The following is a 15,011-nucleotide window of genomic DNA, read 5'->3' on the forward strand; positions in this document are numbered from 1 at the left end:
CCCACAGGTATTGTGTCGCTCACAAATTTTGCATCCGACAAAGACCCTGTGGGAGCGGGCTTGCCCGCGATGGGGCCCGTCCCGACCACCTCAAAACCTCGGTTTGACCGCCCGCCAATCCGCCTTGTACCGCTGCATCTGCCGCACATCATCCCTCTGGCGAATCCCGCACGTCAGGTACTGATCATGCAGCTTGGCCAGTTGCTCATGATCCAGCTCCAACCCCAACCCCGGAGCGCGAGTGATCTTCACGCAGCCATCGACAATCGGCAGCTTGCCGCCCTTGATCACTTCCTCGTCCGGCTCCTGCCACGGGTAGTGGGTGTCGCAGGCGTAATCCAGATTCGGCACCGCCGCCGCGACGTGCGCCATGGCCATCAGGCTGATGCCCAGGTGCGAGTTGGAATGCATCGACACGCCGAGGCCAAACACATCGCACATTTTCGCCAGCGTCTGCGTATCCCGCAGGCCACCCCAATAATGGTGGTCGGCGAGGACGATTTGCACGCTGTTCTGCGCAACGCTGCGGCGGAACTCGTCGAAATCGGTAACGACCATATTGGTCGCCAAGGGCAGACCGGTGCGCTTGTGCAGTTCAGCCATGCCATCAAGCCCCGGGGTCGGGTCTTCGTAATACTGCAGATCATCGCCGAGCAGTTCGGCCATGCGAATCGCCGTCTCCAGCGACCAGTTGCCGTTCGGATCGATGCGCAGCGGAAAACCCGGAAAGGCTTTCTTCAGTGCCTTGATGCATGCCACCTCATGCTCCGGCGGCAAGGTGCCGGCCTTGAGCTTGATGCTCTTGAATCCGTACGCTTCGATCATCCGCGCTGCCTGCGCGACGATCTGTTGCTCGCTCAGCGCCTCGCCCCAGTTGTCCGGTTTGTAGGGGGAGTCGATATGCTCGGCGTACTTGAAAAACAGGTAAGCGCTGAACGGCACTTCATCGCGGATCGCCCCGCCGAGCAGGTCCACCAGCGGCACGTTCAGGTAGCGCGCCTGCAAATCAAGAAACGCTACTTCGAATGCCGAGTAGGCATTGCTCACCGCTTTGCTGGCGTGGGAACCGGGGGCCAGTTCGGCGCCAGCGACGCTGGCGGGTTTATTCGCCGCCACGGTGGCCTGCACGATCGCGCGCAACTGATTGAGGTTGAACGGATCAAGGCCGATCAATTGGCTCTGCAATTGTTGCTGGATCGCCAGCGCCGGGGCATCGCCGTAGCTTTCGCCGAGGCCGATGTAGCCGTTGTCACTCTCGATTTCGATGATCGAGCGCAGGGCAAAAGGTTCGTGGATGCCACTGGCGTTGAGCAGTGGCGGATCGCGGAAGGCAATCGGGGTGACGCTGACACGGGTGATTTTCAAGATAACGCTCCTGACAGATCAACAATCGATTCAGTGGCTCGCAGCCGGACGAGCCGGCACCACAGCGGCGGCTTCGTCACTTGGCTTTGCCGGGGTTTTACATTTGGCGCCAGGCGCCGTGCGGGCGAAGAAGATCACCACGGCGGCGATCAGCGATGTCGCCGCCAGGCCATACAGGCCGCCCTCGATGGAGCCGGTGGTTTGTTCAAGGATGCCGAACGCGGTCGGCGCGACGAAGCCGCCAAGGTTGCCGATGGAGTTGATCAGCGCGATCACCGCCGCAGCGATACGCGCGTCCAGATAGCTTTGCGGAATCGGCCAGAACAGCGCCGACGCCGCTTTGAAACCGATGGCGGCGAAGCAGATCGCGACAAAGGCAAACACCGGCCCGCCAGTGGTCGACATGAACATCCCGATGGCGGCGATCACCAGGGTCAGCGCGACCCAGGCCTGCTGGAATTTCCACTTGCCGGCCAGCGCCGCGAAGCCGTACATGGCGACAATCGAAATAATCCACGGAATCGAATTGAGCAGCCCGACCTGGAAATCACCGAGGTTGCCCATCTTCTTGATCATGCTCGGCAACCAGAACGTCGCGCCGTAAATGGTCAGGGCAATGGAAAAATAGATGAAGCAGAACAGCGCGATCTGTCGGTCAGCCAACAGCTTGAACATCGACGGCTTGGCGACTTGTACCGCTTCACGAGCGCGCTGCTCCTCGGCAATCGCCGCGACCAGTGCGTCTCGCTCTTCCTCGCTCAGCCACTTGGCTTGGCTCGGGTGCGATTGCAGCCAGAACCAGACGAATGCGCACAACACCACCGAAGCCGCGCCTTCGATCAGAAACATCCACTGCCAACCGTGCATGCCCAATCCGCTGATATGCAACAGCGCACCGGACACCGGGCCGGAAATCACCGAGGCAATCGCTGAGCCGCTGAGAAACACCGCCATGGTTTTGCCGCGCTCGGACGCTGGCAGCCATTGGGTGAAGTAATAAATGATCCCCGGGAAAAACCCGGCCTCGGCCGCACCGAGAATAAAGCGCAGCACGTAGAAACTGGTTTCGCCCTGAACAAACGCCATGGCCATGGCCGCAGCGCCCCAGGTAAACATGATCCGCGTCAGCCAGACCCGCGCGCCGTAGCGCTGCAACAGCATGTTTGACGGCACTTCGAACAGTGCGTAACCGATAAAAAACAGTCCGGCGCCAAGTCCATAAGCTGCTGCGCCAATACCCAGATCAGTTTCCAGATGACTGCGCACGAAACCGATATTGACCCGGTCGATGTAGTTGACGATGAACATCACCACGAATAGCGGCAGTACGTGGCGTTTGACCTTGGCGGCGGCGCGGGCGAGCACCGTGATGTCCGGCGGACTCTGCAAAGTTTTCAAGGGGCGACTCCCGATCTTGTTTTTTTAGGGATGACTTGAAGCGATGAGCCGATCATGGACGTCGCGCATTGATCCCGTCTAATCTAAACAGGCATTCGATTGATACCCGGATTAGATCAATGTTCGAGCTCACCCAACTGCGCTGTTTCACCACGGTCGCCACCGAACTCAACTTTCGCCGCGCCGCCGAGCGCCTGAACATGACCCAGCCGCCACTGAGTCGGCAGATTCAGCTGCTGGAGCATCACCTTGGCGTCGAATTGTTTACCCGCAGCACCCGAAGCGTTGCGCTGACGGCGGCGGGCCGGGCGTTTTTCGTTGAGGCGCAGAATCTGCTGGAGCGCGCCCAGCAAGCAGCGATCACCGCACGCCGGTTTGCCGAGGGCGACATTGGCTCGGTGAACATCGCGTTCGTCGGCAGCGCGGTATATGAATTTCTGCCCAAGGTGATCGCCGAAGCGCGACTTAAACAGCCTCAGGTGAAAATCGATCTGGCAGAGATGAATACCTATCAGCAGCACGAGGCCTTGCGCGCCCGCCGTATCGACCTGGGCATTGCCCGCGCGCCATTGCAGGAACCGGGCTATGCCACCGAATGCCTGGTGCGCGAACCGTTTGTGCTGGCGGTGCCGAACGGGCATCGGTTGGCCAATGCAGCTGAGGTGTCAGTGGCTGATCTGGATAAACAACCGTTTCTGATGTACTCCCATGAAGCCTATCCGCCGTTCAACGAACTGTTGACCGGCACGCTGCGCTCAGCGCGGGTGGCACCCGATTACGTGCAATGGCTGGGCTCGTCGCTGACGATTCTGGCGCTGGTCAACGCTGGCATGGGTCTGGCGCTGGTACCACGTTGCGCGACCAGCGTGGTGTTCAGGAATGTGGTGTTTCGCGAGATCGATCTGGGCGAAGGGGTGCAAAGCGAACTGCATCTGATCTGGCGTGAGAACAATGACAACCCGGCGTTCGCGATGTTGCTGGAGGCGATTCGCCGGGCGGTGGTGCAGGGTTGGGGCTGAAGAAGTTTATCGTCTAGACCGTGGTTTCAGAGGCGGCGGCGCACTGGGGCCTTTGATCAAGGGCACGTCCAGCATTTTTCCGTCCGGCCCGACAAAGAGTCGCTCTAAATGCTTTGGCATGGGTTGTGGTGCTCTGGCAGTTGGCATGTTGATCCCTCTGATACTGGGCTGAACTCGACCCATTTGACTTTCGCGGAATCTATCAACAAAAACTCCGCGCCAATAGATGCAGGTTGGCCATCATCCGTGAGCCAACGCGGATATTTCATGACGAACTGACCATTGGATGATTCCCGTGGCCACTCGACCGGCCAGCCAAACACGCGCCTTTCATCGTTCAAATGCAGAGTTATGAATCGCTCATGTTGGGCGAAAGCGCAAAACCATTCACTGGGGAAAGAAGATTGTTTCGTGACGTTTCGCTTACGTAACCAGCCGTGCAATTTGTCACTCGTAGCCAGGTAACAGGCAAACAAACCCAGCATCAGCGAAAACACAAATGCCCAGAGCGTTTGCGCCCGATCATCCCAGTTTCCTAATGAAAAACCCTTCGAGCCAATCCACAAACATAGGTTGCCCACCGCCAACACCGCGCCCTGAATCACAAATGTGAATATCAGCGCCTGCACGATCTGGCCGAACGTATCCGGTCGCTTGAATGCCGTAAGTGAATAGAAGATCCAGGTCGATAGAAAACCTGGGATGAGATACTGCAACAGCGGAATGATGTCCTTGACCAGATCATCCATGATCCGAGACTCCTTTCAGTCATGCCGATCCCGTCACGGGCCGACATTCAAAGCCTAGTCAAGGATCCTGCTGCGCCTCGCGGGCAACTGTCACAGCTCATTGCGAGCGTTTGATTGGAGTCTCCATCCAATGAAAAAAGGCAGACACCGAACTTCGGTGTCTGCCTTTTTTGAGATCCGGGCGCCCGGTTACAGGCAATCACGCACCGATTGGCGCAGCGATCCGGACTTGGCCCAAGGCGGCCCTTGGTAGAGGGACACCTTGCTGCCGTCCTTGTATTTGACGATATCGAGAATCTCATCCGCCGTGATAATGCTCGGCGCGGTAATCCGGTAGCCGTTGGAAATCGACGTCTGCGAAGTCTTGGCCACGTCCTTCTGCCACAACGGTAACAAACACGCGGCATATTCCTTGGGAGGCTTGTCACTGGTCTTGCTGAGGTTTGGCTCGCCCGGCACCAGCGATGCTGGTAACGAGCAACCCGTCAACAGGGCCAGTGCCAAAGTGCCGATCCATACGCGCATGCTGTTTACCTGTTCCGAAAAAACGTGAATGTACCGTTTAACGGCGTGCACATCCATCGTGGCACCCCGCCGTTACTGGGGTTTGGACAATTTTTTACATCGGTTCAGCCGGGCGTCAGATGGCCTGGCCCCATGTGGAAAAATGCGACTACTCTTTTCTACCGAGAATGTTCTGGAGGTGATCATGCGGCTCAATGAATACGAACACGAACTTCAACGGGATTTGCAAAGCGTGGCGTCGGACCTGAGGTGGTCGGCGGTCGACCTCAAGCGCATTGCCGAACAATTGCGCAAATCAGGTAACGAGGCAGACGCCCAGACTGTGTTGCGGTCTTGCGAAATCCTGCAAAACGACGAAGAGAGATTGCAGATCTATGCCAAGGAGGTAAAAGCCCGGACCATCAGCCGAATCAAGGTGCACTGACTCCTGATCCAAACAAGAAGCCCCGGTCGAAACCGGGGCTCTTTCGTTATAACGCGTCAACTCACGTTCTGGCTTTGCACCCGCTTGGCGCGTTGCTTGTAACCAGGAAGCGCCGCCGCATAGGCCATCGCCTCCTCTCTGCTGGTGAATGACGCCAACCGGTCGCCCTGAGTGCAAACCCGCCATGGGCCGTTGTTGACGCTGAGCACGTCATAACCGTTCATGTGCAGCTTGTTCAGCATTGGAATGCTCATGAGCACCTCCATTTCGTCAACGGTGTTTTCGGTGTACGGGCTTACCTTACACCCGCTCCCCGCTGCGGTGTAAACCGGATTCGCCCTGGCACATGTCAATTCACTGGCACTTTTTGCTACGCAAATGGCTCCGAATCAAGAGGGAACCTTTAAAACCGCTGGCGGCTCGAATATTGCAGATTGATTACAGATTTATGACACGCATCAACAGGGCAATCATGAAAGTACGCGCCACCGTCATTTGCGAACAGGATCGCCATATCCTCCTGGTACGCAAATCCCGCCATCACTGGTCATTGCCCGGCGGCAAGGTCGAACCCGGGGAAACCCGTGCGGCGGCAGCCATGCGCGAGTTGCAGGAGGAAACCGGGCTCAATGCTGAGGACGTCCTGTACCTGATGGATTTTCAGGCGGGCAGTACGCGGCATCATGTGTACGAGGCTTCGGTGGTCAACCTCGACGACGTGCGCCCGCAGAACGAAATCGTCGATTGCATCTGGTACCCGCTCGATGCCGTGCACAATCTTGAAACCAATGACGCGACGAGGCGCATCGTGCAGGCCTTTCAGCGCCGTTTATGAAAATCAGCCTGCGAACGCCCGGCGACCGGCGCTGATTTCCGTGCGCAACTCACCGATGAAATTGGAAATATCGCGAATCGTCACCAGATGCTCGGGAGAAACGCCGTCAAGCAACAACTCGACACGCCCACTGCCCGGCTCATACACCTTGATCCGCAACAGACCTTGTCCGGTCGGTGTGCAATCACACTTGAACGTGGGGAAGCCTGACTCGACGATCCGGCAAATATCGGCAATGGCAAGCATGGACGGGCGCCTCGCAGGCGGAGAATCGATCCATCGAGCATAGACCCACGGTGTGTTTATTGCCCGCCGGGAATGCCAAGCCGATCACAACTCACTCATGCCATTCAATGCGCGTCGTGATCCCAGATCCAGTTCCACATTCCGGGCAGATTCACCGGCTCAGCGCTTTGCTGAACCGTACGCGCCAACGCAGCTTTTTCCAGTGCGGCCTGATTGTCGTAGAACGGCTTGTCCGCCAGTCTGACCCCGGTCGCCGCCGCGCTATCGAGCAGAATCTGCAGATATTCGCGAGTGTGGCGCGCGGTGTAGCGATTGAGGTCATGGAACGTCACCACGACCGGGATCACGCCATCCACAGTCGGCAATTGACCCACGGCGATGCGCTCGCGCACTTCCGATAACTGTCGCAGCATATTCGCCCGACGCCGAGGGCTGGCGTTGAAGCCCCAGATCTTGCCGTCGTTGGCACTCATGTCCGTGAGCAAGACATGCAAGCCGTGTTTTTGATAGGCCGCAAATGTGCGCTTGTCGTAGTTCCAGAACGGTGGGCGCAACAGCTTGGGCTGCGCCCCGGTGATAGCGGCGATGTCAGCACTGCCATCGGTCAGCGACTGCTCCAGTTCTTGCGGGTCGAGCGAGCGATGGTTGGTGTGCCAATGAGTCGCGGTGTGGAAAGCGAGAATATGCCCCTCGGCGTGTTCACGACGCATCAGGCTGCGACCGATCTCGCTGTTGCCTGCCCTGGGTGCTCGGGTCTGCACGAAAAACACGGCTTTGATGTCTGCCTGCAGCGGATTGCTTTTGAGGCTGTCGAGCACCGTCGCCGTGGGATTCCACAACCCTGAAGCGCTGGGGCCATCGTCGAACGTCAGGAGAAAACGTACGGGGGCCTGGGCCATCAGGCGCGTTTCGGTTTGCGTGGTCATGTCGATCGGCGCGGCGATGCAACCGGCCAGACCGAGCGCGATGAGCGCAACACAAAGAAATTTGCATCCGGATGTCATGTCTTGCCCTGAGGCCGAGGCCGTCGTGTTGTCGAATGGCAAAACTCCCTCGCCTTTGTCCATCCCTGCGCGGCTATCCGCGAGCGCAGGTTGGATAAGGTACACAGGGTTTGGTTCCGGTGCTGCGTTCAGTGCGTCATCGGCCGGCACATCGGCTGGTCCGACTAGACTCAAATTTCCTCAAGGAGATTTCATCCATGTGCGGAAGACTCACGCAGTACCGGGGGATTCACGATTTCGTTGCGGTGCTGAGCATCCCCGATGCGTTGATCAATCACGTCGGCGATGCGCCACTGGATCGCTACAACGCAGCGCCCACCACTGCGCTGGCGGTTCTGCATCAGCACGAACAGGCCATTCATGCCGACAATCTGCGCTGGGGCTGGCGGCCGCATTGGGCCAGGGATCGTGCCCCACCTATCAACGCTCGGGTGGAGAAAGTCGCCCACGGCGCGTTCTTCCGGGCGATCTGGCGGCAGCGGCTGATCGTGCCGGTCGACAATTGGTTTGAGTGGGTTGATAGCGGGGAAAAATCCCGACAGCCCTGGTTGATTCGTCGGGCGGATCAGGCTCCGGTCTTCTGCGCCGGTATCGGCCAGTTTTCGGCACCGGGGGTTGCGCCGAGGGAGGACGACGGGTTCGTCATCATCACCGCTGACAGCCTGGGCGGCCTGCTCGATATTCACGATCGCCGCCCAGTGGTCTTCGATTCGGCGCGAGCTCGGGAATGGCTTGATCCGGCTACGCCAGTGGAGCGCGCCGAGCAGATGCTGCTGTTTGAAGGCGAGCCCAGTGAGGCCTTCGAATGGTACAAAGTCGGCAAAGCGGTCGGCAATACGCGTAATCAGGGTGCGCAATTGATAGAACGAGTCGACTAAATAATCCGTCCATCCTTGCGTTAATCAACCAACGCCGCCACTGAGTCCCCTGCGTTACAAAAAGTGTTTCAAGCGCGATACAACACCCGTAAAACAGCCGTTTGAGCGAATCAACCGCCTGTCAGACATTTCGACAGTCATACATACATTTTCCCGCGCTGCGGATAGCATGCGCGCCGCCTTTCCGATTGGTATACCAGTTGACCATAGAGTCAAAGAAATCAGGAATCCATCAACAACTTTCAAGCCTTGCAGAGAAATAAGTGAGCGACGATTTTGCAATCAAACAGGTCAGCGGCCTGAAGTGTGTCCATCTGTCCAAGACAGAACGCCTGGAACTCGACTGTTTTATCGGCCATTACATCAAGACCCGAAACCTGCACAGCGTGCCCGATATCGAACGCACCCTGCGCAGCACCCTCGAGGGTTATCCCGGCCATCCGCCGGTGATGGTCAATGAGCTCAATGCGTGGATTGATCGAACGTTGGGGTATCGCGCGACCTACCCGGACTTCACGCAGCTGGCAGACCTCTGAAACGCGAAGAGCCCCGCTGCTGCGGGGCTCTTCGTATGGGTTGTTCAAGGTTTCAGCGGACGCTCCTGATCGCGGTCCGACAGCTCGCGGCTGTCATCGTGCTTCCAGGTTTTTTCCTGCCTCTTTTGCCGCTCGATTTCTTCTTCTGTTGGCTCATCATCTTCCGCACGCGTTTGCTCAGTTGCCATGTGCACCTCCCCTCAGAACAGTTGATGATCGTTAAAGGGTAGAACACTTTTGCGCGCCCAGATTCACCAAGGAATTTTGTCCCGCGCGGCGTACCATAGCGCCATCCACCCTTACGTCAGGAAGACGCCATGCTGTACCGAATCGCCGCCGACGGGCTGGTGCTGTTTCACTTGTGTTTCATCTTGTTCGTGCTGTTCGGCGGGCTGCTGGTGCTGCGCTGGCCACGTTTGATGTGGCTGCACTTGCCGGCGGCCGCATGGGGCGTGGCGGTCGAGGTATTGCACCTGACCTGTCCGTTGACCTACTGGGAAAACCTCATGCGCCACGCGGCCGGGCAGACCGAATACGCCGGCGGCTTCATTGAGCATTACATCTGGCCGATCATCTATCCGGCCGGTCTGACGCCGCAGATTCAACTGGCCCTCGGCAGCGTGGTGCTGGCGGTCAACCTGTTGGTGTACGCACGACTGCTGCGCTCATGGAAACTGCGCCGGGCCCGGCGCATTCCGTTTTAACGCGAGGCCGGTTTTAACGTTTCCAGCCACTGCGGATCGAAGCGTGGCTGGTCAGAATCAAGTCCCTGCGCCTGCATCCGCGCCTTGTGCTGTTCGACTTCGTCACGCAGTTGTCCGTGATCGCTGGAGTTGCCGTCCAGCTCATGCATTTGCAGCAATCCGAGGTGATAGAAACGCAACACCTTCATCGCCGTCGGATCGTTGTTCTGCACCGCCGCTGTCACCTGATGCATGACATTGGTAATGCTCATCAGATTGCGCTTGAGGCGCCAGCTGTACACCGCCGGGGCCATCCAGGTCTGATGCCAGAAACGCCCGCGCAACAGCGCCGCCGTCAGCAGAAACGCCACGAATACGCCGCCGACATTGAAACGCAGGTTATCCCCGTCGGGTTCACCGAACACTGCCACCGCAACCGACGAAAACAGCATGGCCAGCAGCAGAAACAGCACGGCGATGATGATCGTGCTGCGGCGGGTCTGCTGACGAAAGGTAGCGGGGTCCATCGGCTGAATCTCGAACATCGAAAATGACTTCCTTGAGTGGCAAAACGCGCAACGGAAAAAACTCGCCAGCGCATTATCGCATCGCACCGGGTTTTAGCTATGCTGGGGCTCCTTTTCATCTTTTCAAAGTCCAACGGGACATGGCGGTATAACGCAGATCGTGCCATCTTCATTCATGGATACACACTATTCGGATGCCATCCGCTGCGTTGTGGATGACATCGTTTTAAGGATCACTGCATGACCCAACGACACGTAATCAATGCCTCGGTCAGTCCGAAAGGCAGTCTGGAAACCCTTTCTCAACGTGAAGTCCAGCAACTGAGCGAAGCCGGATCCGGCAGCACCTATACCCTCTTCCGCCAGTGCGCCCTGGCCATCCTCAACACCGGCGCGCATGTCGACAATGCCAAGACCATCCTCGAAGCCTACAAGGACTTCGAAATCCGCATTCACCAACAGGATCGCGGTGTACGCCTGGAGCTGCTGAACGCTCCGGCTGACGCGTTCGTCGACGGCGAGATGATCGCCAGCACCCGCGAAATGCTCTTCAGCGCCCTGCGCGATATTGTCTACACCGAGAACGAACTCGACAGCCAGCGCATCGACCTGAGCAATTCCCAAGGCATCAGCGACTACGTGTTCCATCTGCTGCGCAACGCGCGCACCCTGCGCCCGGGCGTCGAGCCGAAAATCGTGGTGTGCTGGGGCGGTCACTCGATCAACACCGAAGAATACAAATACACCAAGAAAGTCGGCCACGAACTGGGCTTGCGCAGCCTCGACATCTGCACCGGTTGCGGCCCTGGCGTGATGAAAGGTCCGATGAAAGGCGCGACCATTGCCCATGCCAAACAGCGCATTCACGGCGGTCGCTACCTCGGCCTGACCGAGCCAGGCATCATCGCCGCCGAAGCGCCGAACCCGATCGTCAATGAGCTGGTGATCCTGCCGGACATCGAAAAACGTCTGGAAGCCTTCGTCCGTGTCGGCCACGGCATCATCATTTTCCCGGGCGGCGCCGGTACGGCCGAAGAGTTCCTGTACCTGCTCGGCATCCTCATGCACCCGGACAACGCAGGCCTGCCCTTCCCGGTCATCCTCACCGGGCCGAAGCATGCCGCGCCGTATCTGGAACAGCTGGATGCGTTCGTCATCGCGACCCTCGGCGAAGCAGCGAAGCAGCATTACGAGATCATCATCGATGACCCGGCCGAAGTGGCGCGGCAGATGACTCAAGGCCTGAAAGCGGTGAAGCAGTTCCGCCGCGAGCGTAACGATGCGTTCCATTTCAATTGGCTGTTGAAAATCGATGAAGGCTTCCAGCGCCCGTTCGATCCGACCCACGAAAACATGGCCAACCTGAAACTGCACCGCGACCAGCCGCCGCACGAACTGGCCGCCAACCTGCGCCGGGCGTTTTCCGGGATCGTCGCCGGTAACGTCAAGGACAAGGGCATTCGCCTGATCGAAGAGCACGGGCCGTATCAGATCCGTGGCGATGCGGCGATCATGCAGCCGCTTGATGCGCTGCTCAAGGCCTTCGTCGCTCAGCACCGGATGAAACTTCCGGGTGGCGCGGCGTATGTGCCTTGCTACCGGGTCGTCGCATAATCTCAAGCCGTCACAAAAGCCCATTGTGGGAGCTGGCTTGCCAGCGATAGCGGTCTTTCATTCAACAGAGACGTTGAATCAGATGACGCTTTTCGCGAGCAAGCTCGCTCCCACAGTATTGTGGTGTGCCGCAAATTGCATCCACAACTCAATCCCCTTGTGGGAGCGAGCCTGCTCGCGAAGAAGCCCGAAAGAACACATCAATCTTTCGGGCTATCTACCAACCGCCGAGCCAACGCTTTAGCCTGCGCAGCGACGTCCGTCACCGCCGTACTTTCCCACCACATCCCGCGCAACGGCGGCCCCATGGCGAACAACCGAGCGCTCACCTGCCCCTCGGCATCCACCACTGCGCCGTCCTTTGCGGTGATCCCCAGCGCCAGCGGCCCCGGTTGCACCAGTCCCCGCGCCAGCAATTGCTGCGGCAAGGGCCGAGCAACGCGCCGCCAGTCGTATTCAATGCCGCTGGAATTGATCAGCGCCGCACCGCTCACTGTAGATGTTTCAGTCTCACCCCGCGGACGGATGCGGATGGTCACAGCATCGCCAGCGCCGGGCTCAATCCCCTTGAACGACGCGGCGTGAATGCGCAAGCGCCCTTCCTTGTGCAGCCGTTCGATCAACTCGGCACTCAGTGGCGGCGAACGATGGTGATGACTCTCCCACCATGGCCGTACATGCCGTACGAATTGTCGACGCTGCACGTCAGTCGCCTGACTCCACAACCGCGCGATATGCGCGCGAACCGTATCCAGCGGCGCCTGCCAGTCGATGCCTTTGGCGACTGCGTCGCGACAATGTCGGCGCAATTCGCGCACCAACTCGCGTGGCGTGCGGATGCTGTGATCTGCTGCCAGAAAATCCATCCAGATCGGCGGTTGACGGCGTACGTGCGGCAGCAGGCCATGCCGGGAGAACACCTCGATCGGCCCGCGATGGCCGGCCTGCTCCAGCGACACCACGGCATCGACCATGGTCAGACCGGAGCCGATGATCAGCACGGTGGACTGCGGGTCGAGTTCGCGCATGGCCGCCACATCCCAGGGATCGAGCGCTGCGGCGTTAAGGCCACTGGATTGCGTCTGCGGCGTGCGGGCGGCGGGAAACATGCCGGTGGCCAGCACTGCCAGCGATCCACGCAGAGTCTGGCCATCGCTCAAGGTGAGCTGCACTGAACCAGCATTAACTTGAAGGTCGACGGCTTCAGCACAAATATGTTCAACGGTCGAACCTTGCAGAGCCCCCACTGCCCTGGCTTCGGCCAGACGCTGTTGCACATAGACCCCGAACAGGCCACGCGGCGGAAACAGCTCACTGACCGGCACGTCCTGCTCGGCAGATTCCGGCCAGCCGCCGCCGGCAATATGCGCGGTCAACCACTGCGTCAGATCATCAGGATTATCCGGGTCGACGCTCATCCGCGCCGCGTTGCCGTTCAGCGTATGTCCCAACTCGACTGCGCTGTAAGCCTCACCACGTCCCAGTTCAGCGCGAGGCTCGATGATGAGAATCTTTCGTTGCCCCGGCAGGCGGAGCAATTGCACTGTCAGCATCGTGCCGCTGAGGCCGCCGCCGATGATCAGGATGTCCGCAGGCTGCTCCATTCAGATCACCACATTACGCACGAACCGCGCAGCCACATCGCCATCGTTGCGGTAGGCATGCGGTTGATTGCTGGCGAACATGAAAAACTCTCCTTTATTGATGTGCTGCGCCTGATCGCCGAGCATCAGTGTCAGGCATCCTTCAAATACGTAGATCTGCTCGCTCCAGCCATCGGCGTCCGGTTGCGACGGGTAGACCTCGCCCGGTTGCAGGCACCACTCCCATTGCTCGACTTCGCGGCTCGCGGTGGCTTTGGACAGTAGCACGGCTCTGCTGCCGGGAATCGTGCCCGCCCAGGCAACCTCATTGATCCGGCTCGGATCGCGCGCATCGTGCGCCTGGATCAGATCGCTGAACGCAACGTCGAGCGCTTCGGCGACGCGATCAAGCGTGGTCAGGCTGACATTCTTTTCGCCTGCCTCGATTGCCACCAGCATCCGTCGGCTCACCCCGGATTTTTCCGCCAGTGCGGTCTGGCTCATATCCGCAGCATGGCGCAGGCGTCGAACGTTCTGGCTGACGTGTTGCAGCACGGAGGCTCGCTGAGTCAAATCTTTGTGCACTATATTGCTCACTCGGTGGGGTTGGGCAGTATACTGCGCAACGTTGGCGGCATTGTGCGGCCTCCCTTTTAATGTGCGCAAGGTCATGATGTCGCCAAACAATTCTGCGTCCCCAATCCGCTTCTCCCGCTTCAGCAAAGCCGAGTGCGTGCTGGTGCTGATTACCATGATCTGGGGCGGCACGTTTCTGATTGTGCAACATGCCATGACGGTCAGCGGCCCGATGTTTTTCGTCGGGCTGCGCTTCGCCGCAGCGGCGGCGATCGTGGCGATGTTTTCCTGGCGGCACTTGCGCGAGTTGACCTTGTTCGAAGTGAAGGCCGGGTCATTCATCGGCGTGGCGATCATGCTTGGTTATGGCCTGCAGACGGTCGGGTTGCAAAGCATTCCGAGCAGTCAGTCGGCGTTCATTACCGCGCTGTATGTACCGTTTGTGCCGCTGCTGCAATGGCTGGTACTGGGACGGCGTCCGGGGTTGATGCCAAGTATCGGCATCATGCTGGCGTTTACCGGATTGATGTTGTTGTCAGGCCCCTCGGGGGCAGCGCTGAATTTCAGTCCCGGAGAAATTGCGACATTGATCAGCGCCGTTGCGATTGCTGCTGAAATCATTTTGATCAGCACTTTCGCCGGGCAGGTGGATGTGCGGCGGGTGACGGTGGTGCAACTGGCGGTGACGGCGGTGTTGTCGTTCTTGCTGGTAGTCCCGACCGGTGAAGTGATACCGGAGTTTTCCTGGTTATTGCTGGCGACCGCTTTGGGCCTGGGCGCGGCGAGTGCGGCGATTCAGGTAGCGATGAACTGGGCACAAAAAAGTGTTTCGCCGACTCGGGCGACGTTGATCTATGCCGGTGAACCGGTGTGGGCCGGGATTGTCGGGCGGATTGCCGGGGAGCGCTTGCCAGCAATTGCGCTGGTTGGGGCCGGGTTGATTGTTGCGGCGGTGATTATCAGTGAGCTGAAGACCAAAGGAAGGTCCACCGAGGCAGAAGCTCAGTTGGAGCGGGAAACGCAGGGGTGACCGGCAATCTCTTCTGGCT

General features: G+C 58.9%; 19 protein-coding genes. 8 read left to right on the forward strand and 11 right to left on the reverse strand.

What is annotated here, in order from left to right; genetic code table 11:
* Positions 1-90: 90 nt before the first annotated feature.
* Together QMX86_RS11520 and QMX86_RS11525 are read right to left on the reverse strand one after the other, a co-directional pair.
* Positions 91-1,365 (reverse strand): glucarate dehydratase family protein, encoded by a 1,275-nt coding sequence (locus tag QMX86_RS11520; RefSeq protein ID WP_282384461.1) that lies wholly within the window; start codon positions 1,363-1,365, stop codon positions 91-93.
* A 30-nt stretch (positions 1,366-1,395) separates the two neighbouring features.
* The gene (locus tag QMX86_RS11525) at positions 1,396-2,763 is read right to left on the reverse strand and encodes an MFS transporter (protein WP_282384460.1); all 1,368 of its coding nucleotides are present in this window, start codon (positions 2,761-2,763) and stop codon (positions 1,396-1,398) included.
* A 119-nt stretch (positions 2,764-2,882) separates the two neighbouring features.
* Between QMX86_RS11525 and QMX86_RS11530 the strand changes: the two genes are divergently transcribed.
* On the forward strand, positions 2,883-3,782 hold the full coding sequence (locus QMX86_RS11530) for a LysR family transcriptional regulator (RefSeq protein ID WP_073471160.1): 900 nt from the start codon (positions 2,883-2,885) through the stop codon (positions 3,780-3,782).
* A gap of 104 nt (positions 3,783-3,886) precedes the next feature.
* On the opposite strand, the gene QMX86_RS11535 is transcribed toward QMX86_RS11530, so the two are convergent.
* Both QMX86_RS11535 and QMX86_RS11540 read right to left on the reverse strand, forming a co-directional pair.
* The gene (locus QMX86_RS11535; RefSeq protein ID WP_122703971.1) at positions 3,887-4,531 is read right to left on the reverse strand and encodes a DUF6338 family protein; all 645 of its coding nucleotides are present in this window, start codon (positions 4,529-4,531) and stop codon (positions 3,887-3,889) included.
* A gap of 189 nt (positions 4,532-4,720) precedes the next feature.
* Positions 4,721-5,056: a hypothetical protein gene (locus tag QMX86_RS11540; protein WP_024013232.1), complete on the reverse strand. Its 336-nt coding sequence runs from the start codon at positions 5,054-5,056 to the stop codon at positions 4,721-4,723.
* Between the two features lie 184 nt (positions 5,057-5,240).
* On the opposite strand from QMX86_RS11540, the gene QMX86_RS11545 reads away from it, so the two are divergent.
* The gene (locus tag QMX86_RS11545) at positions 5,241-5,480 is read left to right on the forward strand and encodes a hypothetical protein (RefSeq protein ID WP_051600740.1); all 240 of its coding nucleotides are present in this window, start codon (positions 5,241-5,243) and stop codon (positions 5,478-5,480) included.
* 56 nt (positions 5,481-5,536) lie between these two features.
* On the opposite strand, the gene QMX86_RS11550 is transcribed toward QMX86_RS11545, so the two are convergent.
* A complete protein-coding gene (locus QMX86_RS11550; RefSeq protein WP_024013234.1) occupies positions 5,537-5,734 on the reverse strand; it encodes a hypothetical protein in 198 nt (65 codons plus the stop codon).
* A gap of 218 nt (positions 5,735-5,952) precedes the next feature.
* Between QMX86_RS11550 and QMX86_RS11555 the strand changes: the two genes are divergently transcribed.
* Entirely contained in the window at positions 5,953-6,315 is a 363-nt protein-coding gene (locus tag QMX86_RS11555) for an NUDIX hydrolase (protein WP_282384459.1), read from the forward strand.
* A 3-nt stretch (positions 6,316-6,318) separates the two neighbouring features.
* Here QMX86_RS11555 and QMX86_RS11560 read toward each other — a convergent pair whose 3' ends face one another.
* Both QMX86_RS11560 and QMX86_RS11565 read right to left on the reverse strand, forming a co-directional pair.
* A complete protein-coding gene (locus tag QMX86_RS11560) occupies positions 6,319-6,561 on the reverse strand; it encodes a DUF1652 domain-containing protein (protein ID WP_016775073.1) in 243 nt (80 codons plus the stop codon).
* Between the two features lie 104 nt (positions 6,562-6,665).
* Positions 6,666-7,565, reverse strand: a complete 900-nt coding sequence (locus QMX86_RS11565; protein WP_282384458.1) for a polysaccharide deacetylase family protein — start codon at positions 7,563-7,565, stop codon at positions 6,666-6,668.
* A 197-nt stretch (positions 7,566-7,762) separates the two neighbouring features.
* Here QMX86_RS11565 and QMX86_RS11570 point away from each other — a divergent pair, with 197 nt between their 5' ends.
* Both QMX86_RS11570 and QMX86_RS11575 read left to right on the forward strand, forming a co-directional pair.
* Positions 7,763-8,443: an SOS response-associated peptidase family protein gene (locus tag QMX86_RS11570; RefSeq protein WP_282384457.1), complete on the forward strand. Its 681-nt coding sequence runs from the start codon at positions 7,763-7,765 to the stop codon at positions 8,441-8,443.
* A gap of 263 nt (positions 8,444-8,706) precedes the next feature.
* Positions 8,707-8,979, forward strand: a complete 273-nt coding sequence (locus tag QMX86_RS11575) for a hypothetical protein (RefSeq protein ID WP_016775076.1) — start codon at positions 8,707-8,709, stop codon at positions 8,977-8,979.
* A gap of 44 nt (positions 8,980-9,023) precedes the next feature.
* On the opposite strand, the gene QMX86_RS11580 is transcribed toward QMX86_RS11575, so the two are convergent.
* The gene (locus tag QMX86_RS11580; protein ID WP_024013238.1) at positions 9,024-9,167 is read right to left on the reverse strand and encodes a hypothetical protein; all 144 of its coding nucleotides are present in this window, start codon (positions 9,165-9,167) and stop codon (positions 9,024-9,026) included.
* 129 nt (positions 9,168-9,296) lie between these two features.
* On the opposite strand from QMX86_RS11580, the gene QMX86_RS11585 reads away from it, so the two are divergent.
* Positions 9,297-9,683 carry a DUF2784 domain-containing protein gene (locus tag QMX86_RS11585; RefSeq protein ID WP_041480792.1) on the forward strand — a complete coding sequence of 129 codons (387 nt, stop codon included), beginning with the start codon at positions 9,297-9,299 and terminating at the stop codon, positions 9,681-9,683.
* Here the strand turns inward: QMX86_RS11585 and QMX86_RS11590 are convergent.
* On the reverse strand, positions 9,680-10,207 hold the full coding sequence (locus tag QMX86_RS11590) for a DUF3087 domain-containing protein (RefSeq protein WP_038860192.1): 528 nt from the start codon (positions 10,205-10,207) through the stop codon (positions 9,680-9,682). The two genes, QMX86_RS11585 and QMX86_RS11590, sit on opposite strands and share 4 nt — an antisense overlap.
* Positions 10,208-10,429: 222 nt before the next feature.
* Here QMX86_RS11590 and ppnN point away from each other — a divergent pair, with 222 nt between their 5' ends.
* On the forward strand, positions 10,430-11,803 hold the full coding sequence (ppnN, locus tag QMX86_RS11595) for a nucleotide 5'-monophosphate nucleosidase PpnN (RefSeq protein ID WP_073471165.1): 1,374 nt from the start codon (positions 10,430-10,432) through the stop codon (positions 11,801-11,803).
* Between the two features lie 200 nt (positions 11,804-12,003).
* Here the strand turns inward: ppnN and QMX86_RS11600 are convergent, their stop codons facing one another.
* Both QMX86_RS11600 and QMX86_RS11605 read right to left on the reverse strand, forming a co-directional pair.
* Positions 12,004-13,407 (reverse strand): FAD/NAD(P)-binding protein, encoded by a 1,404-nt coding sequence (locus tag QMX86_RS11600; RefSeq protein WP_282384456.1) that lies wholly within the window; start codon positions 13,405-13,407, stop codon positions 12,004-12,006.
* Positions 13,408-13,971 carry an XRE family transcriptional regulator gene (locus tag QMX86_RS11605; RefSeq protein WP_024013243.1) on the reverse strand — a complete coding sequence of 188 codons (564 nt, stop codon included), beginning with the start codon at positions 13,969-13,971 and terminating at the stop codon, positions 13,408-13,410.
* An 85-nt stretch (positions 13,972-14,056) separates the two neighbouring features.
* Here QMX86_RS11605 and QMX86_RS11610 point away from each other — a divergent pair, with 85 nt between their 5' ends.
* Positions 14,057-14,992 (forward strand): DMT family transporter, encoded by a 936-nt coding sequence (locus tag QMX86_RS11610; protein WP_273527334.1) that lies wholly within the window; start codon positions 14,057-14,059, stop codon positions 14,990-14,992.
* Positions 14,993-15,011: the final 19 nt, after the last annotated feature.

The organism is Pseudomonas sp. PS01270 (assembly GCF_029959775.1).
GTDB classification, from domain to species: Bacteria; Pseudomonadota; Gammaproteobacteria; order Pseudomonadales; family Pseudomonadaceae; genus Aquipseudomonas; species Aquipseudomonas atacamensis.